The 19,212-nt window shown below is 64.5% G+C and carries 19 protein-coding genes; 5 read left to right on the plus strand and 14 right to left on the minus strand.

The annotated features are described in order from the left end of the window. Entirely contained in the window at positions 1-774 is a 774-nt protein-coding gene (xth, locus tag U1702_RS02225) for an exodeoxyribonuclease III (protein ID WP_332721674.1), read from the plus strand. 185 nt (positions 775-959) lie between these two features. Then, positions 960-1,205, plus strand: coding sequence for a hypothetical protein (locus U1702_RS02230; protein ID WP_332721676.1), 246 nt, complete (start codon positions 960-962; stop codon positions 1,203-1,205). Between the two features lie 91 nt (positions 1,206-1,296). On the opposite strand, the gene U1702_RS02235 is transcribed toward U1702_RS02230, so the two are convergent. After that, positions 1,297-2,454: an N-acetyltransferase gene (locus U1702_RS02235; protein WP_332721677.1), complete on the minus strand. Its 1,158-nt coding sequence runs from the start codon at positions 2,452-2,454 to the stop codon at positions 1,297-1,299. 127 nt (positions 2,455-2,581) lie between these two features. Between U1702_RS02235 and U1702_RS02240 the strand changes: the two genes are divergently transcribed. Then, positions 2,582-3,682: a fatty acid desaturase family protein gene (locus U1702_RS02240; RefSeq protein WP_332721679.1), complete on the plus strand. Its 1,101-nt coding sequence runs from the start codon at positions 2,582-2,584 to the stop codon at positions 3,680-3,682. A 37-nt stretch (positions 3,683-3,719) separates the two neighbouring features. On the opposite strand, the gene U1702_RS02245 is transcribed toward U1702_RS02240, so the two are convergent. The 13 genes from U1702_RS02245 to U1702_RS02305 form a co-directional block, all read right to left on the minus strand. Next, positions 3,720-4,187, minus strand: a complete 468-nt coding sequence (locus tag U1702_RS02245; protein ID WP_332721680.1) for a YybH family protein — start codon at positions 4,185-4,187, stop codon at positions 3,720-3,722. Positions 4,188-4,190: 3 nt separating this feature from the next. Next, entirely contained in the window at positions 4,191-5,291 is a 1,101-nt protein-coding gene (gene lptG / locus U1702_RS02250; protein WP_332721682.1) for an LPS export ABC transporter permease LptG, read from the minus strand. Further along, a complete protein-coding gene (gene lptF / locus U1702_RS02255) occupies positions 5,288-6,487 on the minus strand; it encodes an LPS export ABC transporter permease LptF (protein WP_332721683.1) in 1,200 nt (399 codons plus the stop codon). The genes lptG and lptF overlap by 4 nt, the downstream gene beginning before the upstream one ends. Positions 6,488-6,571: 84 nt before the next feature. After that, positions 6,572-8,530 (minus strand): ATP-binding protein, encoded by a 1,959-nt coding sequence (locus U1702_RS02260; protein WP_332721685.1) that lies wholly within the window; start codon positions 8,528-8,530, stop codon positions 6,572-6,574. A 40-nt stretch (positions 8,531-8,570) separates the two neighbouring features. Next, positions 8,571-9,755 carry a serine palmitoyltransferase gene (gene spt, locus U1702_RS02265; RefSeq protein WP_332724541.1) on the minus strand — a complete coding sequence of 395 codons (1,185 nt, stop codon included), beginning with the start codon at positions 9,753-9,755 and terminating at the stop codon, positions 8,571-8,573. A 64-nt stretch (positions 9,756-9,819) separates the two neighbouring features. Continuing rightward, entirely contained in the window at positions 9,820-10,062 is a 243-nt protein-coding gene (locus tag U1702_RS02270; RefSeq protein WP_332721687.1) for an acyl carrier protein, read from the minus strand. A gap of 214 nt (positions 10,063-10,276) precedes the next feature. Beyond that, positions 10,277-11,194: an NAD-dependent epimerase/dehydratase family protein gene (locus U1702_RS02275; RefSeq protein WP_332721689.1), complete on the minus strand. Its 918-nt coding sequence runs from the start codon at positions 11,192-11,194 to the stop codon at positions 10,277-10,279. Next, positions 11,191-12,294: a glutamate 5-kinase gene (gene proB / locus U1702_RS02280; RefSeq protein WP_332721690.1), complete on the minus strand. Its 1,104-nt coding sequence runs from the start codon at positions 12,292-12,294 to the stop codon at positions 11,191-11,193. Before proB ends, U1702_RS02275 begins: the two co-directional genes overlap by 4 nt. A gap of 73 nt (positions 12,295-12,367) precedes the next feature. Further along, a complete protein-coding gene (locus U1702_RS02285; protein ID WP_332721692.1) occupies positions 12,368-12,892 on the minus strand; it encodes a Uma2 family endonuclease in 525 nt (174 codons plus the stop codon). A gap of 59 nt (positions 12,893-12,951) precedes the next feature. Beyond that, the gene (locus U1702_RS02290) at positions 12,952-13,743 is read right to left on the minus strand and encodes a MipA/OmpV family protein (RefSeq protein ID WP_332721693.1); all 792 of its coding nucleotides are present in this window, start codon (positions 13,741-13,743) and stop codon (positions 12,952-12,954) included. Between the two features lie 25 nt (positions 13,744-13,768). Beyond that, positions 13,769-14,818 (minus strand): GTPase ObgE, encoded by a 1,050-nt coding sequence (gene obgE, locus U1702_RS02295; RefSeq protein WP_332721695.1) that lies wholly within the window; start codon positions 14,816-14,818, stop codon positions 13,769-13,771. 43 nt (positions 14,819-14,861) lie between these two features. Beyond that, the gene (locus U1702_RS02300; RefSeq protein WP_332721696.1) at positions 14,862-16,115 is read right to left on the minus strand and encodes an alpha/beta hydrolase family protein; all 1,254 of its coding nucleotides are present in this window, start codon (positions 16,113-16,115) and stop codon (positions 14,862-14,864) included. Between the two features lie 3 nt (positions 16,116-16,118). Beyond that, positions 16,119-16,742 carry a TetR/AcrR family transcriptional regulator gene (locus U1702_RS02305; RefSeq protein ID WP_332721697.1) on the minus strand — a complete coding sequence of 208 codons (624 nt, stop codon included), beginning with the start codon at positions 16,740-16,742 and terminating at the stop codon, positions 16,119-16,121. A 50-nt stretch (positions 16,743-16,792) separates the two neighbouring features. On the opposite strand from U1702_RS02305, the gene U1702_RS02310 reads away from it, so the two are divergent. Together U1702_RS02310 and U1702_RS02315 are read left to right on the plus strand one after the other, a co-directional pair. Beyond that, the gene (locus U1702_RS02310) at positions 16,793-17,653 is read left to right on the plus strand and encodes a metal-dependent hydrolase (RefSeq protein WP_332721699.1); all 861 of its coding nucleotides are present in this window, start codon (positions 16,793-16,795) and stop codon (positions 17,651-17,653) included. Between the two features lie 95 nt (positions 17,654-17,748). Then, positions 17,749-19,203, plus strand: a complete 1,455-nt coding sequence (locus U1702_RS02315) for an efflux RND transporter periplasmic adaptor subunit (RefSeq protein ID WP_332721701.1) — start codon at positions 17,749-17,751, stop codon at positions 19,201-19,203. The last annotated feature ends 9 nt before the right edge of the window (positions 19,204-19,212 follow it).

Consider the following 19,212-nt stretch of genomic DNA (forward strand, 5'->3'; position numbering starts at 1 on the left):
TTGAAGATCGTTACTTACAACGTGAACGGCATCAAGGCGCGGTTGCCGCGCCTGCTGGAGTATCTCGCCGAGCAACAGCCCGATATCGTCTGCCTTCAGGAGCTGAAATCGGCGGATGAAGGGTTTCCCGAAAAGGACATCCGCGACGCGGGTTATGGCGCGCTGTGGCACGGGCAAAAGGCGTTCAACGGCGTCGCGATCCTGGCCAAGGGTAGCGATCCGGTTGAGCGCCAACGCGGGCTGGCGGGTGAGCCGGAGGACGAACATAGCCGCTATCTCGAGGCGGACGTAAACGGGCTGGTGGTCGCGTCGATCTATCTTCCCAACGGCAATCCGCAGCCGGGGCCGAAATTCGACTATAAATTGCGCTGGATCGAGCGGCTGAGCGCGCGGGCGCGGGTGTTGCTGGCCGAGGAAGTGCCGGTGGTGCTGGCGGGCGACTACAACGTCATCCCGAACGACGACGATACTTATTCGGTTCGCGCGATGGCGGACGATGCGCTGATGCAGCCGGAATCCCGGCAAGGCTATCGTGCGCTGGTGGCACAGGGCTGGACCGACGCGTTGCGCACGCGCTTCCCGGTCGGCGGCGTATGGACCTTCTGGGATTATCAGGCGGGCGCGTGGCAGCGCGACGCCGGATTCCGTATCGATCACCTGTTGCTAAGCCCGCTGGCGGCCGACCGGTTGACTGGCGCGGGCGTCGACAAGGACTATCGCGGCCGCGAAAAGGCCAGCGATCATGCGCCAACCTGGGTGAGCCTGAAAAGCTGATCCTGCAAATTGGTGAAAAACACCAACACTCGGTAATCTATTTCCCAATCGTAACATTTGAAACGCGCTAACTATCTGATTTTCCTCAGAGTTGGTGTTTGGCATGCATAATGCACTAACACAGATACGGACAGGGACGGCAACCGCCAACCCCGCAGCTCCGGGCACAGAAGAGGAAGATTTTCATGCGTATGTTGCTGAAGGGAATGGCTGCCGTGGCGCTGGTCGCGGGCATTGCGACGACGGCCCAGGCCGAAACCAAGCCTGGAACGCCCGCGCCAAGCGCGACCGCGTCGAGCGAGACGAAGGTGGTGAAGGACAAGCGCTATTGCCTCGAAGGCAAGGTGCTGGGTTCCAACATCAACCGCACCGAGTGCAAGACGCGCGCGCAGTGGATGCGCGAAGGTTTCGATCCCCTCGACGCCAAGTAACCGCTTGGCGAATTGAGGGCGCGGCCCGCGGTACCCCTATGCCGCGGGCCGCATATTTTTTTTGGGGGGAGCGGGCAGGGCCGCGACCCGCTCAAAGACTCCTCAGATAGAGCTGATACACGCGGTTGATCTTCGCATTGATCGTTTCGGAAATCGCAATCATCCCCTGATTGTCATCAAGCACCCAGCCGATCTCGCCGCGCGTCGATCCGAAATCGGTGATTGCGATGCGGCGGATATATTCGATCATCATGAAGGCGAGCTGGCTGGCCATGCGCGACCCCTGAAGCCGCTGGACCACGCCCATCAACGGCACGCGCATCGTGCGGTTCTGATGCCGCCGCAGCCACCACAGTAATTTTGCCCAGCCAAACGGGAACAGATTGCCGTTCAGCGGGCCGATCGCTTCGTTGAGGTCGGGCAGGGTAATCATGAACGCCACTGGCTCTCCATCGAGTTCGGCGATGCGGATCAGATCCTCGAACACGATCGGTTTCAGTTTCTTGCCAACGTCGTCGATTTCGGGCGGAGTCAGCGGTACGAAGCCCCAATTTTTCGACCATGCCTCGTTGAGGATGCCGAGTATAATCGCCGCTTCTTCCTCGAAACGCGACTTGTCGACCTTGCGGATGACGATGCGCGGGTTTTTCTCGCCCATCTCGATGATCCGCTGGACCAGCGGGGGGAAGGGGATGCGAATATCGAGGTCGTAAGTCAGGAGCTGCTTGACGGGCTGATACCCGGCAGCCTCGATCCAGTCCTGATATTCGCGCTTGTGATGACCCATCATCACCGTCGGCGGATGATCGTGGCCCTTGATGAGCAGGCCGGGTTCCTCCCAGATCGAGAGCGAGACCGGGCCGATCACGCGGGTCATCCCCTTGTTTTTCAGCCACCCTTCAGCAGTGTTGATGAGCGCGCGGGCGACGGTCGGGTCTTCCGCCTCGAACATACCGAAGAACCCGGTGCCGGGGCCAAAGCCCTGTTCGGGCGGCATTTCCAGCGCCAGCGTGTCGATATGCGCGGAAATGCGGCCGACGATACGGCCATCGCGTTCAGCCAGAAACAATTGCGCCTCGGCATGGCTGAACCAGCCATTTTTCTTTGGATCGATCGTGCCTTTGACCTCACTGCGCAGCGGCGGCACCCAATTGGGATCGCCCCGGTTGAGGCGATAGGCGAGCTCGACGAAGTCGTTTGTATCCGCCTTGGTATTGACCGGACGGATGGCAAGCGGGGCGTTGGCCAAGGGGAGAACCTTCCAGGAATTGCGCCAAAGAATTTTCGGCGATTCAGTCCCGCGTTGCCGCGCCGCTGTCAACACACCCCGTGAAATGCCACCGAATGGCCACTATGTTAGGCCAATGGACAGCCCCATGAACACGCTCGCTCTGAATACCGCCCCGGTCGAAGGGGCCGCTGCGCCGGCAGCAAAGATCAAGTTGTCCGGCATGGCCGACGACCGCGCGATGCTGCGCGCCGCGGCCGAACTGACGCGCGATCTGCAAACACCGAAGCCGTTGATCTACTGGGGTGATTTCCTCGGATCGGCGGCGGTCGGCTATGTCGCACTGGCCGGTGCGATCCTGTTGCCGTCGACCGGCTGGGCGATTGTGTCGGGCGTGCTGGCGGTGCTGACGCTGTACCGCGCCAGCCTGTTCATCCATGAAATCACGCATTTGAAGCATTCGCTGCTGCCCGGTTTCCGCGTGGGCTGGAACCTGTTGCTGGGCATGCCGATGATGCTGCCAAGCTTCATGTATGAGGGGATTCACACCATCCATCATGCGCGCACGCGTTATGGCACGGCGGAGGATCCCGAATATCTGCCGCTCGCGCTGATGAAGCCATGGACGCTGCCGGTGTTCCTGCTGGTATCGGTGCTGATGCCGGTCGGGCTGTTGCTGCGCTTCGGCGTGCTCGGCCCGCTGTCGATGCTGTCGCCAAAGCTGCGCAAGCTGGTCGTGGGTCGCTATTCGGGCCTGCAGATCAATCCGGCGTTCGAGCGCCGCGCGCCCGAGGGCGAGTTCGCCCGCCAGTGGCGCTGGCAGGAGATCGGCGCGAGCATCGTCGCGGTGACGCTGATCGTGACCGTCGCCACCGGCGTGCTGCCGCTGAAGGCGTTCCTGACCTATATGGTCGTGGTGTCGGGCGTCGCGGTGCTCAACCAGGTGCGCACGCTCGTGGCGCATCTGTGGGAGAATGAGGGCGAGCCGCTGACGGTCACCGCGCAATATCTCGACAGCGTCAACGTGCCGCACGGCGTGCTGCCATGGCTGTGGGCACCGGTCGGGCTGCGCTACCATGCGCTGCATCATTTGCTGCCCAGCCTGCCCTATCATTCGCTGGCGGAGGCGCATCGGCGGCTGTCGGCGGCGTTGGGCATCGATTCGAGCTATCACGGCGCGCATTATCCGCATCTGCGCGGGCTGGTCGGACGGCTTGCCGGCAGCACGATGAAGCAGCGTCTGCGTTAATCGGTATCCCCGCGACGAGCGCGCGACCGAGTAGCAATCACGGCGTGCAGCGTCGCCCGGTACAGTGGAGCTTTACATAAAGCTCGCCATGGACCTTCCAGCCCGTTTCGGTTCTGCTCCAGTGTGCCGAATAGAAACCGCCGTAGCGAATTTGCGACGCGCCTTTGCGCTTGGTGCCGACCCAGCGGCCGGTCTCGAATGCACGCACGCCCGATTTGGCGATCTCGATCTGATCGGGGGTGCGCACGAACACCACCGAATCCCATGCCGGATCGCTGAAATCCTCAGCAAATACGGCTCGCATTGCCACACGGCCGTTTGTGCTGCTGCCGTCGCTCCAGATAAACACGGCATTTTCGTCATACATCGCAGTCATGCGATCGAGGTCGCGCGCAGCGATCGCGGCATTGTGATCAGCGCGCAGGGCGTGGATTGCCCCCTGTGGATTCTCGTCAGCCATGAGCGCCGCGAGCGGCAGTGCCAGCAGCGTCGTGAGGGCAAACATGGCCTATTCCTCGGTCTTGAGCAGCACCGCTTCGCCGATCATGGCGAATAGCAGGAACGGTGCCCAGGCGGCGAGGAAGGGCGGGTAGGCACCCAGATTGCCCATCGCCAGCGCGAAATTGTCGGCGACGAAATAGAGAAAGCCCAGCCCCATGCCGATCACGGCGCGGACGAACAGCTTGCCCGACCGCGCCAGGCCGAACGCCGCGACCGCGCCCAGCAGCGGCATCAGCACGGCGGAGAGCGGGCCGGACAGTTTGTGCCACAGCGACCCCTCCAGCGCCTTGGTCGGGCGACCGGCGGCTTTTAGGTCGTCCACCGCCTCCTTGAGCGCGCCGAACGACATGGCTTCGGCATTGATATTGGACAATGTGAACTGGTCCGGGCGCACGCCCACGCCGATGACGGTGCTGCCCAGCGGGACCAGCTTGCCGGTCGCTACGTCGAATCGTTCGGCACTGTCCACGCGCCACCCAGTGCCGTCGCGGCGGCCGGTCTTGGCACGGACCAGCGATTTGAGCACCGCGCCGTCGCGCTCATAGACGGTGACGCCCGCGAGCAATGCGGCGTCGCCGCGCCCCTTGATCTGTTGCGCGTGGATCAAATGGCTGCCGTCGCGCACCCACACATTGCTGCGATCGCCCCGATCGATCGGCAATGGGCCGTATTCGACCTTTTTCCACTGCGCGAGCGTGGCGCTGGCGCGCGAGACGATGCGGTCATTGAACGCGAACGAGATGATGGCAACCCCCAGCCCAGCAAGCATCAGCGGCGCGAGCACCTGATGCGCGGACAGACCTGACCCCTTCAATGCGATGATCTCGCTATTTTGGTTCATCGTGCTGAGCGTGATGATCGTGCCGAGCAGGACCGAGAACGGCAGAAAGGTCGAGATGATCTGGGGCGTGCGCATCCCGACATAGCGCCACACGTCCGATTCGGTATTCCCGGGATAAGCGAGGATGCGACCGGATTCGCTGAGCAGATCGAGCGTCTGGAGGATCAGCACCAGCCCGAACAGAAAGGCGAAGGTGCGGATCAGGAACATCTTGCCCATGTAGAACGAGACGGTGCGCGACGGGAAAAAGCTGGTCACCGGGTTCATGCGTCGATTGCCTTGTGCCGCCGCCCGGGCAGCAGTTTCACGATCGCCTTCCACGCCTTGCCCACGACGCGCTCGAGCGCGCCGATCGGCTGTCCGCCGGGTACATAGGCCATGTTATAGTACATCCAGAAGACGAGCCCCGCGAAGATCAAAAACGGCGTCCACAAGGCGAGGATCGGATCGACGAGCCCGCGCGCGCCGATGCCCTGGGCGTATTCGTTGACCTTGTGATAGGTGACGATCATGACGATCGACAGGAACACGCCGAGCGCGGAGGTCGATCGCTTGGGCGGCACGCCGAGCGAAAGTGCCAGGAACGGCAACAGCAACATCGTCGCCACCTCCACCACGCGGAAATGGAATGCGGAGCGGCTGACGTCGCGCTCAGCCTCCGGCACATTCGGGTCCTTCCCGACCTTCGCGAGCTGCGGCAGGGTCAGTTCGAGCTTGTTCTCGCCACGCTGACGAAACTGCTCGAACCGGGGCAGGTCGATCGGCAGATCATGCGCGTCGAAGGTCAGTACGCGCGGTACCTGAAACTTCGGCGACTGGTGGATCAGCGTGCCGCGGGTCAGGCGAAAGATGATGACGTCGGGATCGTCGGTGCGCAGGAACTGGCCCTTTTCCGCCGTCGCCGACACGATATCGCCGCCGGGTGCGCGCGCGCTGACGAAGATGCCGGAGAGGTCGCGGCCCTCATTCTTGCTCTCTTCGATCCGCAGCGTCATGCGGTCGCCCATATTGGTGAACTCGCCGACCTTGATCGACGCACCCAGCGCACCTGTGCGCAGCTCGAACCGCAGCCCTTCGTAATTGTAGCGCGCGAGCGGCTGGATGAAGCCAACGATCGCCAGATTGAGCGCGGCAAGCGTGATGGCGAACATGAACGGCACGCGCAGCATCCGGCCATAGCTCATACCCACCGCGCGCAGCACGTCGAGTTCCGACGAGGTGGCGAGGCGGCGAAAGGCGAGCAGGATGCCCAGCATCAGCCCGATGGGGATGCCAAGGCCGAGATATTCGGGCAGCAGATTGGCGAGCATGCGCCACACCACGCTGACCGGCCCGCCCTCCGTTGCCACGAAGTCGAACAGCCGCAGCATCCGGTCCAGCACCAGCAGCATCGCGGAGATGAGCAGGGTCGAGATCAGCGGAACCGCGATCAGGCGCGCCATGTAGCGGTCGAGTGCGGTCATGCGGGGGAGATCTGCGCCCTGACTTGCTCTGGGGACCGGCGAACCGGCGACAAGTGACCGCTATATCGAACGGTGCGGGTAAATCTACCCCGCGACATCGGACTGCTTCGTTTGTGCGACTGCCTCGGCGATGGCGTTTTCCAGCGCGACCAGCGTGAACGGCTTGCGCAGGACGGGGTGGCCGCCGAACCGCTGATGGTCCGCTGCGTCGCCGGCATAGCCGGTGACGAACAGCACCGCGACGCCATCGAGCTGCGGTTCCAGCGCGGTGACCATTTCCGGCCCGGTCTGGCCCGGCATGATGACGTCGCTGACGATCAGGTCGAGCGCGTGCAGGCCCGCGATGATGCGCGGTGCCGCCAAAGGATCCTCGCACGCCACCGGGCGATGGCCCAGCTCCTCCAGCGCGGCGAAGGTCGCGGCGAGCACGCGCGGATCGTCCTCGACCAACAGGATGTCGAGGCCCTGATGCGGTTCGGTGCTGGGTCCGATACGATCGCCACCCGGCACCGGCACGGGGTCGGCGGCGCTGTGGCAGGGAAGGAAGAGGGTGACGGTGGTGCCCTGTCCGGGAGTGGACTCGATCCGGATTTCGCCGCCCGACTGGCGCACGAAACCGAAAATCTGGCTGAGGCCGAGGCCGGTGCCCTTGCCCACGGGCTTGGTCGTGAAGAACGGCTCGAACACGCGTTCGATCACCTCCGGCGTCATGCCCTCGCCGGTATCGGATACGGCGATCGTCACATAGTTTCCGGGCGTGCAATCGGTCGACAGCGTGCCGTCGAGCGCGGCGTGGCCCGATGCGATGGTCAGCGTACCGCGCCCGTCCATCGCATCGCGCGCGTTGACCGCCAGGTTGAGCAGGGCATTTTCGAGCTGGTGACGGTCGGCCCAGACGTGCCAGCCCTCCGCATCGGTACGGGTCTGAACCGCGATCCCTTCGCCCAGGGTGCGCTCGAACAAATTGGACATGCCGTCGATCAGTTCGGTCGGGTCGATCGCCTGCGGCGTCAGCGGCTCGGCACGGGCAAAGCCGAGCAGACGGCGAGTCAGCGTCGCGGCGCGATTGGCACCCTCGGTCGCATTGTCGAGATGGCGGATCGCCTGATCGGCGGTATCGGGCAGATGGCGTTTGGCGAGTTCGAGTCCGCCAAGCACCACCGCCAGCATATTGTTGAAATCGTGCGCGATTCCGCCGGTCAGCTGCCCCACCGCCTCCATCTTTTGCGCCTGCCGCAGCTGCGCCTCCGCGACCGCGCGTTCGCGCGCCTCTTCCTGCAATCCGGCGGTGGCGGCGGCGACGGCGGCTTCCAGCTCGACCGTGCGCTCGCGCTGGATCTGCGCTTCGGCGGCGGCGGCGGCGCGCTCACGGATCGCGCGGATGTTGAGCCAACCCAGCACCATCGCGCCGAACACGATCAGCACGCCGAACAGGATCAGGTTGCGGGTTTCGTTATCCGCCTCGACCGCCGTGACGCGCGCCCGGCGTGACCGGTCGGACAGGCGAGTGCGCTCCGAGGCGACGATCGTGCCGAGCAGATTCTGGATGCGCGGCAGGGTCGGCGACCGGCGGGCTTCGTCAAAATAGGCATAGGCGGCCTGGTTGCGGTTGAAGCGGGTGTGGAGCGCGATCCGCGCCAGTTCCTTGCCGCGATCGGCGAAGGCGGTGCGCAGGTCGGCGATCACCTTCTGGTCCGCTTTCTGGCCGGTGCGGCGAGCGAGCAGGGTCAACTGACCCTCGGCACGCTGCCATTCGGCGACATAGTCGCGGCCGACGCTCTCCTCCCCGCTGACGACGTAGCGGGCGAGCGTCGCCTCGGCATTGGCCATCGTGCCGGACAGGCTTTGGGCGAGGATCATCACCTCGTAGCTTTGCGACTGGCGGGCGAGCGCGGCGTCGCGTTCGGCCCCGGCGAAACGCTGGTTGGCGATCAGCGCCGTGAGCACGGCAATGCCGAGCACCGCGATGAGGATCATCAGCAATGCGCGCCAGTCGAGCCGCGCCAATGCGCTCCCCAGCCTGTGGATGCGACCCTCGCTCATGGATTCGAGTCTAGGCCGGTGGACGACTCGTGGAAAGGGTTCAGGAAATCACGCCGACTGCTTTTCCGGCCGCGTGGAACATCGCCAGGATCTTCTCGACCTGTTGCGGCGTATGTTCGGCACACAGCGAGCAGCGCAGCAGGAAGGTGCCGGCGGGGGTCGCGGGCGGGCGCGCCATGTTGACGTAGAGGCCGCCGTCGAGCAGCGCCTGCCACATCACCACGGCCTGTTGCTGGTCGTCCAGGATAATGGCGATGATCGCGCTGTCGCAGGTTTCGGTGCCGAGCTTGAAGCCCATCGCCTTGAGACCGCCATGGACGGCGCGGGCATTGGACCACAGCCGCTCGCGCTTTTCCGTGGCGGTCATCAGCTTGCGGATCGACGCGGCGGCGGTGGCGACCACGCTCGGCGGGAGCGAGGCGGTGAAGATGTATGCGCGGCAGGCGAGGCGGATGGCTTCGAACTTCGGGTGGTTGGACACGCAGAAGCCGCCAACGGTGCCGACCGATTTGGAGAAGGTACCGACGACGAAATCGACGTCGCAACCCTGATCCTCATACACGCCGCGACCGTTGGCGCCGAAAAAGCCCATTGAATGCGCTTCATCGGACAGCACCATCGCGCCATGCTTCTTCGCGACCGCGACCATTTCCTTGAGCGGCGCGATATCGCCGAGCATCGAATAGACGCCCTCCAGCACCACCAGCTTGCCCGCTTCGGCGGGCAGGCGACCGAGGCGCTTGTCGAGATCCTCGACGCTGTTGTGGCGGAAGCGGACGATCTCCGCGACGCCCTGTTTGCAGCCGTCATAGATCGACGCGTGGCTGTCGGCGTCGAGGATGACGTAATCGCCCTTGCCCGCCAGCGTCGAGATCATGCCGAGATTGGCCATATAACCAGTCGAAAACACGATCGCGCCGGTGGTGCCGTAAAAGTCGCGCAGCGCGTCCTCGACCTCGATATGGTCGGCGAAGGTGCCGTTGAGCATGCGGCTACCGTTGGTGCCCGACCCGAACTGGTCGAGCGCGGCGTGACCGGCGGCGATGACGTCCGGATCGAACGTCATGCCCATATAGTTGTACGTGCCGAGCAAAATCGTGTCGCGGCCCGCGATCACCGCCTCGGTCGGTGATTTCACCTGTTGCATCACGATGGCGAACGGATCGGTGACGCCAGTGTCGATCAGCGCCTGACGCTCGGCGATCAGGTTGTCGAATTTCGACATCAGGTCTGGCTTGCCGCCGGTTGGGGCGACAGGAGCGTCAGCAGTCTGGAGGGCTTCGGTCACGTCAGGCCTTCAGCTTCTCGACCGCGTCGACAAGCTGGCCGACGGTCTCGATCTCGGCCTGCATGTTCATCGTGATGATGATGTCGAACTCATCCTCGATCGCCGCGACGAAATCCATGACGGTCAAGCTGTCCCATTCGAGATCGCCGGCAAAGGTCGTGGCGTCGGTGAGTTCGATGCCCTTCTTGTTAAAGGGCTCGATCTGTGCGGAGACAGTGGCGAAGATGTCGGTGCGGTCGCTCATGCGCGGTCCTTAGTTGGGTCGAAGCGGAGTGCCAAGGGATTGCGGCGGAAACAGGGTCGCGGTGGGGCGATCGAGGTACGGATTACAGCACTACCGCCACCGCCGTCATGCTGAACTTGTTTCAGCATCCACGGCACAACAAGCGGCGACGTCGCCCGGGGGGGGATGGATGCTGAAACAAGTTCAGCATGACGGTATGTGAGGGGGAGGGACGCTACAGCAGCCCCTCTGCCCGATACCAGTCCGCCGTCTGCTTCAACCCGTCCGGCGTCGTTATCCCCGGTGCCCATAATTCTACCGGCGGCCGCCGTCCCGGCGTGCAGGTCCAGTCGGAGTGGCTGAGATAGGCGGCGCGATCGGGGGTCAGCTTGGCGTGGCCGTCGCGGAAAAAGGCGTCCGCGCGGCCTGCGAGCCAGAGGAGGGCGCGGGGGACGGGGAGGGGGAGGATGCGCTTGTTCAGCGCCGCGCCGATCATTCGTGCGAACTCGCTGTGGGTGTAGCCGCCATCGACGCCGTCGTCGCATTCGTAGATTTCGCGGCCCCAAGTTTCAGAGGCGGTGTCGGTCTCCGCCATCGCAACCAGTAACCGCGCCAGATCGGCGACGTGGATCAGCGAGATGCGACCGGGTGGGGGGAGGATGACGAGGCCGAGCTTCGCCATTCGGAAGATGTCGCGCATTTCCAGGTCGCCGGGGCCATAGACGCCGGGCGGGCGGACCATCGTCCAGTCGAGGCCGGATTTGCGCACCTCGGCCTCAGCGCGTTCCTTCGACCGGCCATAATTGGAGATTTGCGGCTCGCGCGCGGCGAGCGAGGAGACGTGGACGAAGCGCTTCACCCCCATCGACGCGGCGGCGGCGGCCATGTTGCGGGTGCCGTCGACATTGCCGTGGATGAAATCGAGCTTGCCGCCATTCACCACGCCCGCGATGTGGATGACCGCATCCGCGCCGCTGGCGAGGCGGGCGAGGCTGTCCTCGCTGGCGAGCTTGCCGGTGACCCAGGTGACACCCTCACGCGGCGGCTGATCGCGGCGAGTGAGCGCGCGAACATGATGGCCCCGGGCAAGCGCGCGATCGACGGTGGCTTTGCCGACAAACCCGGTCGCGCCGGTGAGGGCGAGGGTTTTCACAGCAGCGCCATATGGTTGCGATGCACCAACGCCGAACGCGGGGCATAGCCGAGAATCGCCGCCTGATCCTCGCTGCGGGTGCCGGTGATCGCCTGCGCGTCGGCGGCGTCATATTCGGACAGGCCGCGCGCGATCGGGCCGTTGGGGCCTTCGATGGTCACGAGATCGCCACGAAAGAACAGGCCCCGCACGCCGGTTGCGCCGATCGCGAGCAGGCTGCGGCCATCGGTTAGCGCCTTCGCCGCACCGGCATCGACGGTGATCGAACCCTTGGCAGTCAGGCGACCGGCCAGCCATGCTTTCCGCGCCCGCGTGCGTTTTTCGGGCAGGAAGATGGTGTGGCGGGCTGGGGTAGAAAGCGGGTGATCGATCCGTCCGCTGGCGATGGCGAGCGCGACGCCGGCGTTGGTGGCGATCCGCGCGGCCTCGATCTTCGACACCATCCCGCCCGATCCCATGCCGGAGGCGGAGCCGCGATCGGCCATCCCCTCGATCCGCGCATCGATGCGATCAACCTCGGCAATGTGCTGCGCGCCGGGGAAAGCGGGGTTGCGGTCGTACAGCCCGTCGATATCGCTGAGCAGCACGACGCCCTGCGCATCCGCCGCTTGTGCGACGCGCGCGGCGAGGCGGTCGTTATCGCCGAAGCGGATCTCGGCGGTGGCGACGGAGTCGTTTTCGTTGATCACCGGCACCACGCCAAGGCCAAGCAATCGCCCCAGCGTGGCGGCGGCGTTGAGGTAGCGGCGGCGATCCTCCAGATCGTCGAGCGTCACCAGCATCTGCGCGGCGGTCAGGCCTTTTGCAGCAAGCACCTCCGCCCAGACCTGTGACAACGCGATCTGCCCGGTCGCGGCTGCGGCTTGGGCGTCCTCAAGCGATGCGCGGCCCCCCTTGGGCAGGTTCAGCCGTCGCGCGCCGAGCGCGATCGCGCCGGACGAGACGACCGCGACCTGCTGCCCCGCCTCCATGCGTTCGGCAATGTCGGCGGCAATCCCCTCCAGCCAGTCGCGCCGGATCGCGCCATCCCCATCGACAAGCAGCGCCGACCCGATCTTGACGATCAGGCGCGGGCAGGAAGGGGGCGGGAAGAGCTGCATCGTGCGAAGGCGTTAGCGCGGGCAAGCCGCCACGCCAATCAGTCGCGCGCGAAAATCTCGTCATGGGGAATGGTCAGGTCGAGCGAGGGGATGGGGATGCCACGTGTCGCCGAAAAAATATGGTCGAGCCATCCCTCCGGCTGCCGCTCGACCGTGCGGCAAAGCTGGTTGCCGGATCGATGAAGGCGATCGTGCGGACACTCGGAAGCGCGCGATACTCTTCCAGCTTGCTACCCTGATCAAACATCGTGGTGCTTGGCGAAAGCACTTCGATGATGACCGTTGGGCGTTCAAGCGCCTTGTCATCGGTGAAAGGGTCGGACAGCTGGTTACAATAGACGGTCACGTCGGGATAGCGAACATCCGTTTCTGTGATCTTCAACCCCATGGCCGGGCCGTGCGGCCTGCATCCGCTTCCGCGCAACCGTTCCCGCAACCAGGTGATGATATTGACCTGAACCCATGAATGCGCCTGCGTACTGCCGGTCATCATGTAGATGACACCGCCATGCAGCTCGAACTTTTTGTCCGTGCCGAAATCCATGTCGAGGAACTCGGCAGCCGTGATCGGTCGATAGATGGGGTCGTGGCGCATCATGGAACTATATCAGCGCCAACATGACCGCAAAGGATGTTGCTGGACCGTTGGGCTGGCCTTCAGCGATTTCCACCAAAGGTGTAACTTAACGCCAACCCGACAGACGGCTGGCTGCGCGAGCCGAGATTGCGCGTCACCGGCGAATTCGCCGCGTCACCAACGAGCCGGTCATACCGAGCATAACCGGCGAGGCCCCAGCGCGGCGTCAGCTGATACAGGGCACCCGCCGACACTCCGACCGCCTGTACACCGCCGTCCGCGCGATAGGCGGGCAGACCGGATGCCGCGACGCTGCCGGGTGCGACGCCGAAATAGGCATTCTGGTATTTGCTGTCTGCGAGCGTGACACGCGGGCCGAGCGAGAACAGCCATTTGTCGCCGTCACGCGCGACATAGTCGGCACTGACTTCGCCGATCCAGCCGCGATGGCCGCTCAGCCCCTTGCGGGCTTCGGCGCGGACGCGGACGGTAGGGGCGAGATAGGTCTGGACGAATGCGCCCGCCTCGAAGCTGAAGCCGACCTTGGGCAATGCCGCGCCGACATCGGCGGCGGTGCGCTTGCCCTGAAAGCCGAGGGCCGGACCGATCTCGAAGCCATTGGTTTTGAACAGCGAAAAGCCTGCGCTCTCATCCGGGGCTTCGTACGCGAACGGCGTGTCGCCGCGCGCACGCGACACGTCGACAAACGGGCCGAACGACAGATCCGATGCGCCGGGAAAGGCGGGCGCGAGTTTCGGGCCGAGGATGATGCGCGTGCGCATTGGCTCCTTGACCGGTTCATCCTGTGCGAAGGCGGGGGATAGGGAGCCAAGCGCAAAAAGAACGACGCCGATTTTGGGCAGATGCTTCATCGACGTTTACTCCACGGGGTACCTGTCAAACAGGGGACCATTCCAGTTGTTCCGAACCTTCGTCGTCATCGCGCACCCGTGCGTGATCCGGCCCGACTGCTTCCAGCAATTTGTCGAGCGCCCAGTCGACGCCGATTCCGGCCGCACCGGAAATGGCGATGACCTCCGTGCCGCTGGCTTCTTCCAGTTCGGCGGACAGCGCGGCGATGAGTTCGTCGTCGAGCATATCGACCTTGTTGAGCGCGACGATGATGCGCTTGTCGATCAGGCCCGCGCCATAAGCCTCCAGCTCGTCGCGGACGATGCGATAGCTGGTCGCCACGTCTTCGTCATTGGCATCGACCAGATGGAGCAGCACCTGACAACGCTCAATATGGCCCAGGAAACGGTCGCCAACCCCGGCACCTTCCGCCGCGCCCTCGATCAGGCCGGGGATGTCGGCGATCACGAACTCATTGCCCTTGTGCCGCACCACGCCGAGCTGGGGGCGCAGGGTCGTGAAGGCGTATGCGCCGACCTTGGCCTGTGCGTTCGACACGGCGTTGATGAAGGTGGATTTTCCCGCATTGGGCAGGCCGACCAGACCGGCGTCGGCCAGCAGCTTCAGCCGCAGCCAGACATAGGCTTCCTCACCCGGCCAGCCGGTGCCGTGCTGACGCGGGGTGCGGTTGGTGCTGGTTTTGTAACTGGCATTGCCACGTCCGCCGTCGCCGCCCTTCATGAAAACGATGCGCTGGCCTTCCTCGGTCAGGTCGGCAAGCAAGGTGCGCTCCTCGTCGTCCGCCAGAATCTGCGTGCCGATCGGCACCTTGATGACGAGATCGTCGCCGCCCGCGCCGGTGCGATTGGCACCCGCGCCGCCATGGCCGCGCGGGGCGCGGAAATGCTGGGTGTAGCGAAAGTCGATCAGCGTGTTCAGGCCCGGCACGGCTTCGAAAATAATGTCGCCACCCTTGCCGCCGTCGCCGCCATCGGGACCGCCATATTCGATATATTTCTCACGCCGAAAGCCGACGGCGCCGCCGCCGCCCCAGCCGGATTTCACGAAGATTTTTGCCTGGTCGAGGAAATGCATGGGTTTACCTAAATTGGATTGCGGCAGTGGGCCGAGCGCGGCGCTACTTAGCCACAAATTCGCCGCGGCCATAGGGCGGCGTCGTGCGCCCCTTGATCCAGTCGGCGACGAGACGGAAATAACCGTCGGTGACGCGGGTGGTGGTGCGGGCGCCATCGGGCGCCTGCGTGAACTCGACCATGCCGTGATCGGTGCCGGGGAAGCGGACGATGGCGATGTCCTGTCCCTCGCGGCGCAGCGTCTGGAGGCGATCGACGGTGGTCTGTGGCGGGGCCTCGCGGTCCTCGGCGGCGATCACCCATAGCTGCGGCATCTTCGCCTTGCGCAGCCAGCCCATCGCATCATAGCGCCAGTCGATGCCGAGATTGTCGAATTTCGCGCGGCCCTCGCGGCGCAACGTGGCTTCGTCGAGCGCGAGGATGTCGCCGGTGAACTCGCCCTTGATCTTGGCGAACCACGGTTCCTTGCCGTAGCGCGCTTTGACCGCCGCCAGCTTCTCATACCCTTCGGCGAAATGCGCGGCCATCAGCGCGCCGGTAGCGTCGGTGACTTCGCGCGCATTGGCCAGCACATCGGCACCGTGGCCCGCCTCGACCAGTTCGGTGCGGACTTCAGCGGCGTCCTCCTCCAGCGGGTTGATGAGCAGCCCGAAGCCAATTGCGACGAACTCGGCCCCGGCGTCGTTGGCGGCGCGCGGCGCAACCCAGCCGCCCTGGCTGCCGCCGTAAAGGCCGAAGCGCGCATAGCGGCCTGCGGCGAGGCGCTTTGCCTCCTTCGCGGCAGCGGCGGTGTCGGCGGCGAGGGCGTGGAAATCCTGATTATAGCTGCCTTCGGAATCGCCGGTGCCGCGCTTGTCATAGATGAAGGCGGAAATGCCTTGCGCCGCGAGGAGCCAACCATGCTGGGCGTGGCGGACGGCGGGGGTGCGTTCGGAGCCGTGGACCAGCACGACGAGCGGCGGCTTCGCTTTGCCGGTTGCCGAGGGTTCGACCAGCAAGCCGTTGAGCGTGAGGTTCCCGCTCTTGAATTTGGTGCGGGTGAGGCGAAGCGGCACTTTGGCATAAGCGACCGATACGCTGCCATCCTTCACGTCCACCGCGCCCTCGCGGCAGGTGACGGTGCCGTCATTGGTCAGCCCGAAGCGGCCATCGACGGTCCACCAGCGCCAGGCGCCGGTCTGCGCGGTGTCGGGACGCTCCATGATGACGATGTTGCGGCCTTGGCGGTCGGCATAGACGCCTGGTTCACAGGGGACGGCGGCGGCCTGTGCGGCGATTGCCAGAAGCGGGATCAGCATGATTCAACCCCACATTGTCTGAAAACGGGGGGAGGCGATCAGCTGGCGCAGTGCGATTTCGCGCGCGGCCCCCCGTGGCAGATCGAGCGATTTGGCGAGGCGTTCGCCGAGCAGCGCATCGCCCATTGCCATCAGGACGAGACTCAGCGTGTCCTCGCGCAGCGCGACGCCGGTTTCCTCGCCCTCGACGGCTGCGATCTGGTCGACCAACTGGTGGATCGTCTCGAGGATCGGGTCGAGCGCATCCTCGTTGCCCGACAGGATCATCCAGCTGGCGAGCGCACCCGCGCCGCTCTTGTCGAACGCGTCGAAGGCGAGGTCGACGACCTGACGCGGCTTGTCCTCGGTGCGGGCGCTCTCGTCGGCGCGCGCTTCCTGAATCAATCGGACGATCTGGGCGCAGACATTCTCGGCCAGGCTTTTGGCGAGGGCGCGTTGTAGCCCGGCGGCGGAGCCGAAATGGTGGAGCAGGTTGGCATGGGTGCGGCCGATGCGACCGGCGACCGCCTTCAGTGTCACCGCCTGTGGCCCCGCCTCGATCAGCAGCGCGCGCGCGGCCTCAAGCGCGGCGTCCCGGGATTCCTCCGGGCTCAGGCGTCTGCGTTCGGCGGGTGCTGTTATTGACATTTGTGTAAGTAAGGCATAGTTTCAGTCCGGAAATGCCTTGGAGCAAAACCATGTCGAACGCAAAGACTCCCGCCGATCTGACGATCACGCCGCGTGACCGCCGCTTTGGCCGTGAGCAGCGGCAGGACCGCTGGTGGCTGAATGGCGATGTGGTGGCGACGGCATTCTACAACGCGCTGTCGGTGACCTTTCCCAAGGGCGAGGCCTATTTCATCGAAAGCGTGAAGCTGTTCCGCGACGGCGTCGACGAAAAGCTGGCGCGCGAGATCAAGGCGTTCACCATTCAGGAAGTGGTGCACAGCCGCGAGCATGTCGCGTTCAACAAGCGTGTGCTGGATCATGGCTATGACATCAGCCGGCTGGAGGCGCGGATCGATCAGGTGCTGGAGATCGCGCGGTCGCGCCCGCCGGTCGTGCAACTCGCCGCGACGATGGCGCTGGAACATTATACCGCGATCCTTGCCGCCGAACTGCTGGGCAACCCGAAGCATCTTGAGGGTGCCGACCCGGAAAATGGCGATATGTGGCGCTGGCATGCGCTGGAGGAGATCGAACATAAAGGCGTCGCCTATGACACCTATCTGCACGCGACGCGGAATATGAGCCGGTTCAAGCGCTGGAAGATCAAAACGCTGACGATGCTGCTGATTACCGGCACATTCTGGAAGCACCGGATCGAAGGGACGCTGGACCTGATGGCGCAGGACGGGGTTACCGGCTGGCGTGCAAAGGCTGCGCTGGCGAAATATCTGCTGGTATCGCCGGGAATGGTTCGTCGAATGATTCCAGCATGGTTCAGTTTTTTCCTGCCAGGTTTTCATCCGTGGAATCACGACGATCGCGCGCTGATTCAACGGGTTGAGAGCGACTATGCGGCGGCGATCATGCCACCTGTGACGGCCGCCGCGTGAATTACTGAACGGAAAATATCAGAAATTATCCGTTGCGGGGTTGAAACCGCTTTCCGGAAGGCCCAATTGCCGCATCGCAGCAAAGGGGAACACGCATGCGCGCGGCTTTCGGTATCATGGCATCGGGGTCCAGCCCCATAAATGGCGACGGTCGTGATTGCCCGGACGTGTTCGCTGGCAAGGAGCCGTTCGCAGCGCGTAGCGGCGCTACGCGCAAGGACTGCGACGCAGACCAGCGGGCGCGTCCGGGCAACCGCGAAGCGGCGGGCGCCTTTTGGCGCATGGCGGCGTCTCTCGTCGGTCGCGGGGGGCAAGCCCCGCTCCGCTCCTCGATCCTTGCCCTGCGCCAAAATCCGCTCCGTCACGACCGTCGCCATTTATGGGTCTGGACCCTAACGCTCTTGGCGGCATGCGGAGGCGCGGAACCGCCCGCTGCCCCGCCGCCAACCGAAGTCACCGTTGCGACACCGCTTCAGCGCGAAGTCGTCGACTGGGACGATTATACCGGGCGTTTCGTCGCCGCGCAGGACGTTGAAATCCGCGCTCGCGTCAACGGTGTCATCACGCAGATTCATTTCCGCGACGGACAGGACGTTCGACAGGGACAGGCGCTCTTCACGATCGACCCGCGCCCCTATCGTGCGCAGCTGATGCAGGCACAGGCGCAGATCGCGCGCGCGCAGGCCGCGCTGACCAATGCGCGGCAGGTGACGGCGCGCAGCCGCACGCTGGCCGCCGCACAGGCGGTGAGCGCCGAGGAGCTGGAAGCCAACGTCGCCGCCGAACGCAGCGCCTCTGCCGACCTGGCCGCCGGACGCGCGACGGCATCGACCGCGATGCTCAATCTGGGCTTCACCACCGTGCGGGCACCGTTCAGCGGGCGCGTATCGGATCGCAAGGTCAGCATCGGCGATTCGGTTGCCGACGGCCAGACCGTGCTGACCCGTGTCGTTTCGCTCGACCCGATCCGCTTCGAGTTCGAGGGCGCGGAGAGCTTTTACCTCAAGAATTTGCGACAGGACGAGCGCGGCGAGCGCGGTTCGTCACGCAACACGCCGAACCCGGTGCAGATCCAGCTGGCTGACGAGAGCGAATATCGCTGGAACGGCCGGATGGAGTTTCTCGACAATGCGGTCGATCCCAATAGCGGCACGATCCGCGCGCATGCGGTGGTTTCCAATCCGACGCGTTTCCTGACGCCCGGCATGTTCGGGCGTGCGCGGCTGCTCGGTTCCGGCACCTATCGCGCAATGCTGGTGCCGGACGAGGCGATCGTGACCGACCAGACTCGCCGTCTGGTCTATGTCGTCAGCAAGGACAACAAAGCGACCCCGCGCGTGGTGGAAATCGGTGCCAAGGTCGAGGGGCTCCGTATCGTCCGCGACGGCCTCGCGCCGACCGACCGCGTGATCCTGACCGGCCTTGGCCGCTTGCAGCCCGGCGCGCCGGTCAGCCCGAAAAAGGGTTTGATAAAGGCCGATCCGACCAAGCAATCCGCGCCGACGCGACCGATCGAACAGCCCGCTTCAGGTCAAGCCACCGTCCGTTAAGGGACCCGA

This window comes from Sphingomonas sp. LT1P40 (assembly GCF_036663835.1).
Taxonomy (GTDB): domain Bacteria; phylum Pseudomonadota; class Alphaproteobacteria; order Sphingomonadales; family Sphingomonadaceae; genus Sphingomonas.

Coding starts and splice junctions, on each gene's coding strand:
- U1702_RS02300 (WP_332721696.1), bottom strand. CDS start 16,115: ATGCTGATCCCGCTTCTGGCAATCGCCGCACAGGCCGCCGCCGTCCCC.
- spt (WP_332724541.1), bottom strand. CDS start 9,755: ATGTCGAAATTCGACAACCTGATCGCCGAGCGTCAGGCGCTGATCGAC.
- U1702_RS02310 (WP_332721699.1), top strand. CDS start 16,793: ATGTCGAACGCAAAGACTCCCGCCGATCTGACGATCACGCCGCGTGAC.
- U1702_RS02270 (WP_332721687.1), bottom strand. CDS start 10,062: ATGAGCGACCGCACCGACATCTTCGCCACTGTCTCCGCACAGATCGAG.
- U1702_RS02315 (WP_332721701.1), top strand. CDS start 17,749: ATGCGCGCGGCTTTCGGTATCATGGCATCGGGGTCCAGCCCCATAAAT.
- obgE (WP_332721695.1), bottom strand. CDS start 14,818: ATGCATTTCCTCGACCAGGCAAAAATCTTCGTGAAATCCGGCTGGGGC.
- U1702_RS02305 (WP_332721697.1), bottom strand. CDS start 16,742: ATGTCAATAACAGCACCCGCCGAACGCAGACGCCTGAGCCCGGAGGAA.
- U1702_RS02240 (WP_332721679.1), top strand. CDS start 2,582: ATGAACACGCTCGCTCTGAATACCGCCCCGGTCGAAGGGGCCGCTGCG.
- lptF (WP_332721683.1), bottom strand. CDS start 6,487: ATGACCGCACTCGACCGCTACATGGCGCGCCTGATCGCGGTTCCGCTG.
- proB (WP_332721690.1), bottom strand. CDS start 12,294: ATGCAGCTCTTCCCGCCCCCTTCCTGCCCGCGCCTGATCGTCAAGATC.
- U1702_RS02285 (WP_332721692.1), bottom strand. CDS start 12,892: ATGATGCGCCACGACCCCATCTATCGACCGATCACGGCTGCCGAGTTC.
- U1702_RS02260 (WP_332721685.1), bottom strand. CDS start 8,530: ATGAGCGAGGGTCGCATCCACAGGCTGGGGAGCGCATTGGCGCGGCTC.
- U1702_RS02245 (WP_332721680.1), bottom strand. CDS start 4,187: ATGTTTGCCCTCACGACGCTGCTGGCACTGCCGCTCGCGGCGCTCATG.
- U1702_RS02230 (WP_332721676.1), top strand. CDS start 960: ATGCGTATGTTGCTGAAGGGAATGGCTGCCGTGGCGCTGGTCGCGGGC.
- lptG (WP_332721682.1), bottom strand. CDS start 5,291: ATGAACCCGGTGACCAGCTTTTTCCCGTCGCGCACCGTCTCGTTCTAC.
- U1702_RS02290 (WP_332721693.1), bottom strand. CDS start 13,743: ATGAAGCATCTGCCCAAAATCGGCGTCGTTCTTTTTGCGCTTGGCTCC.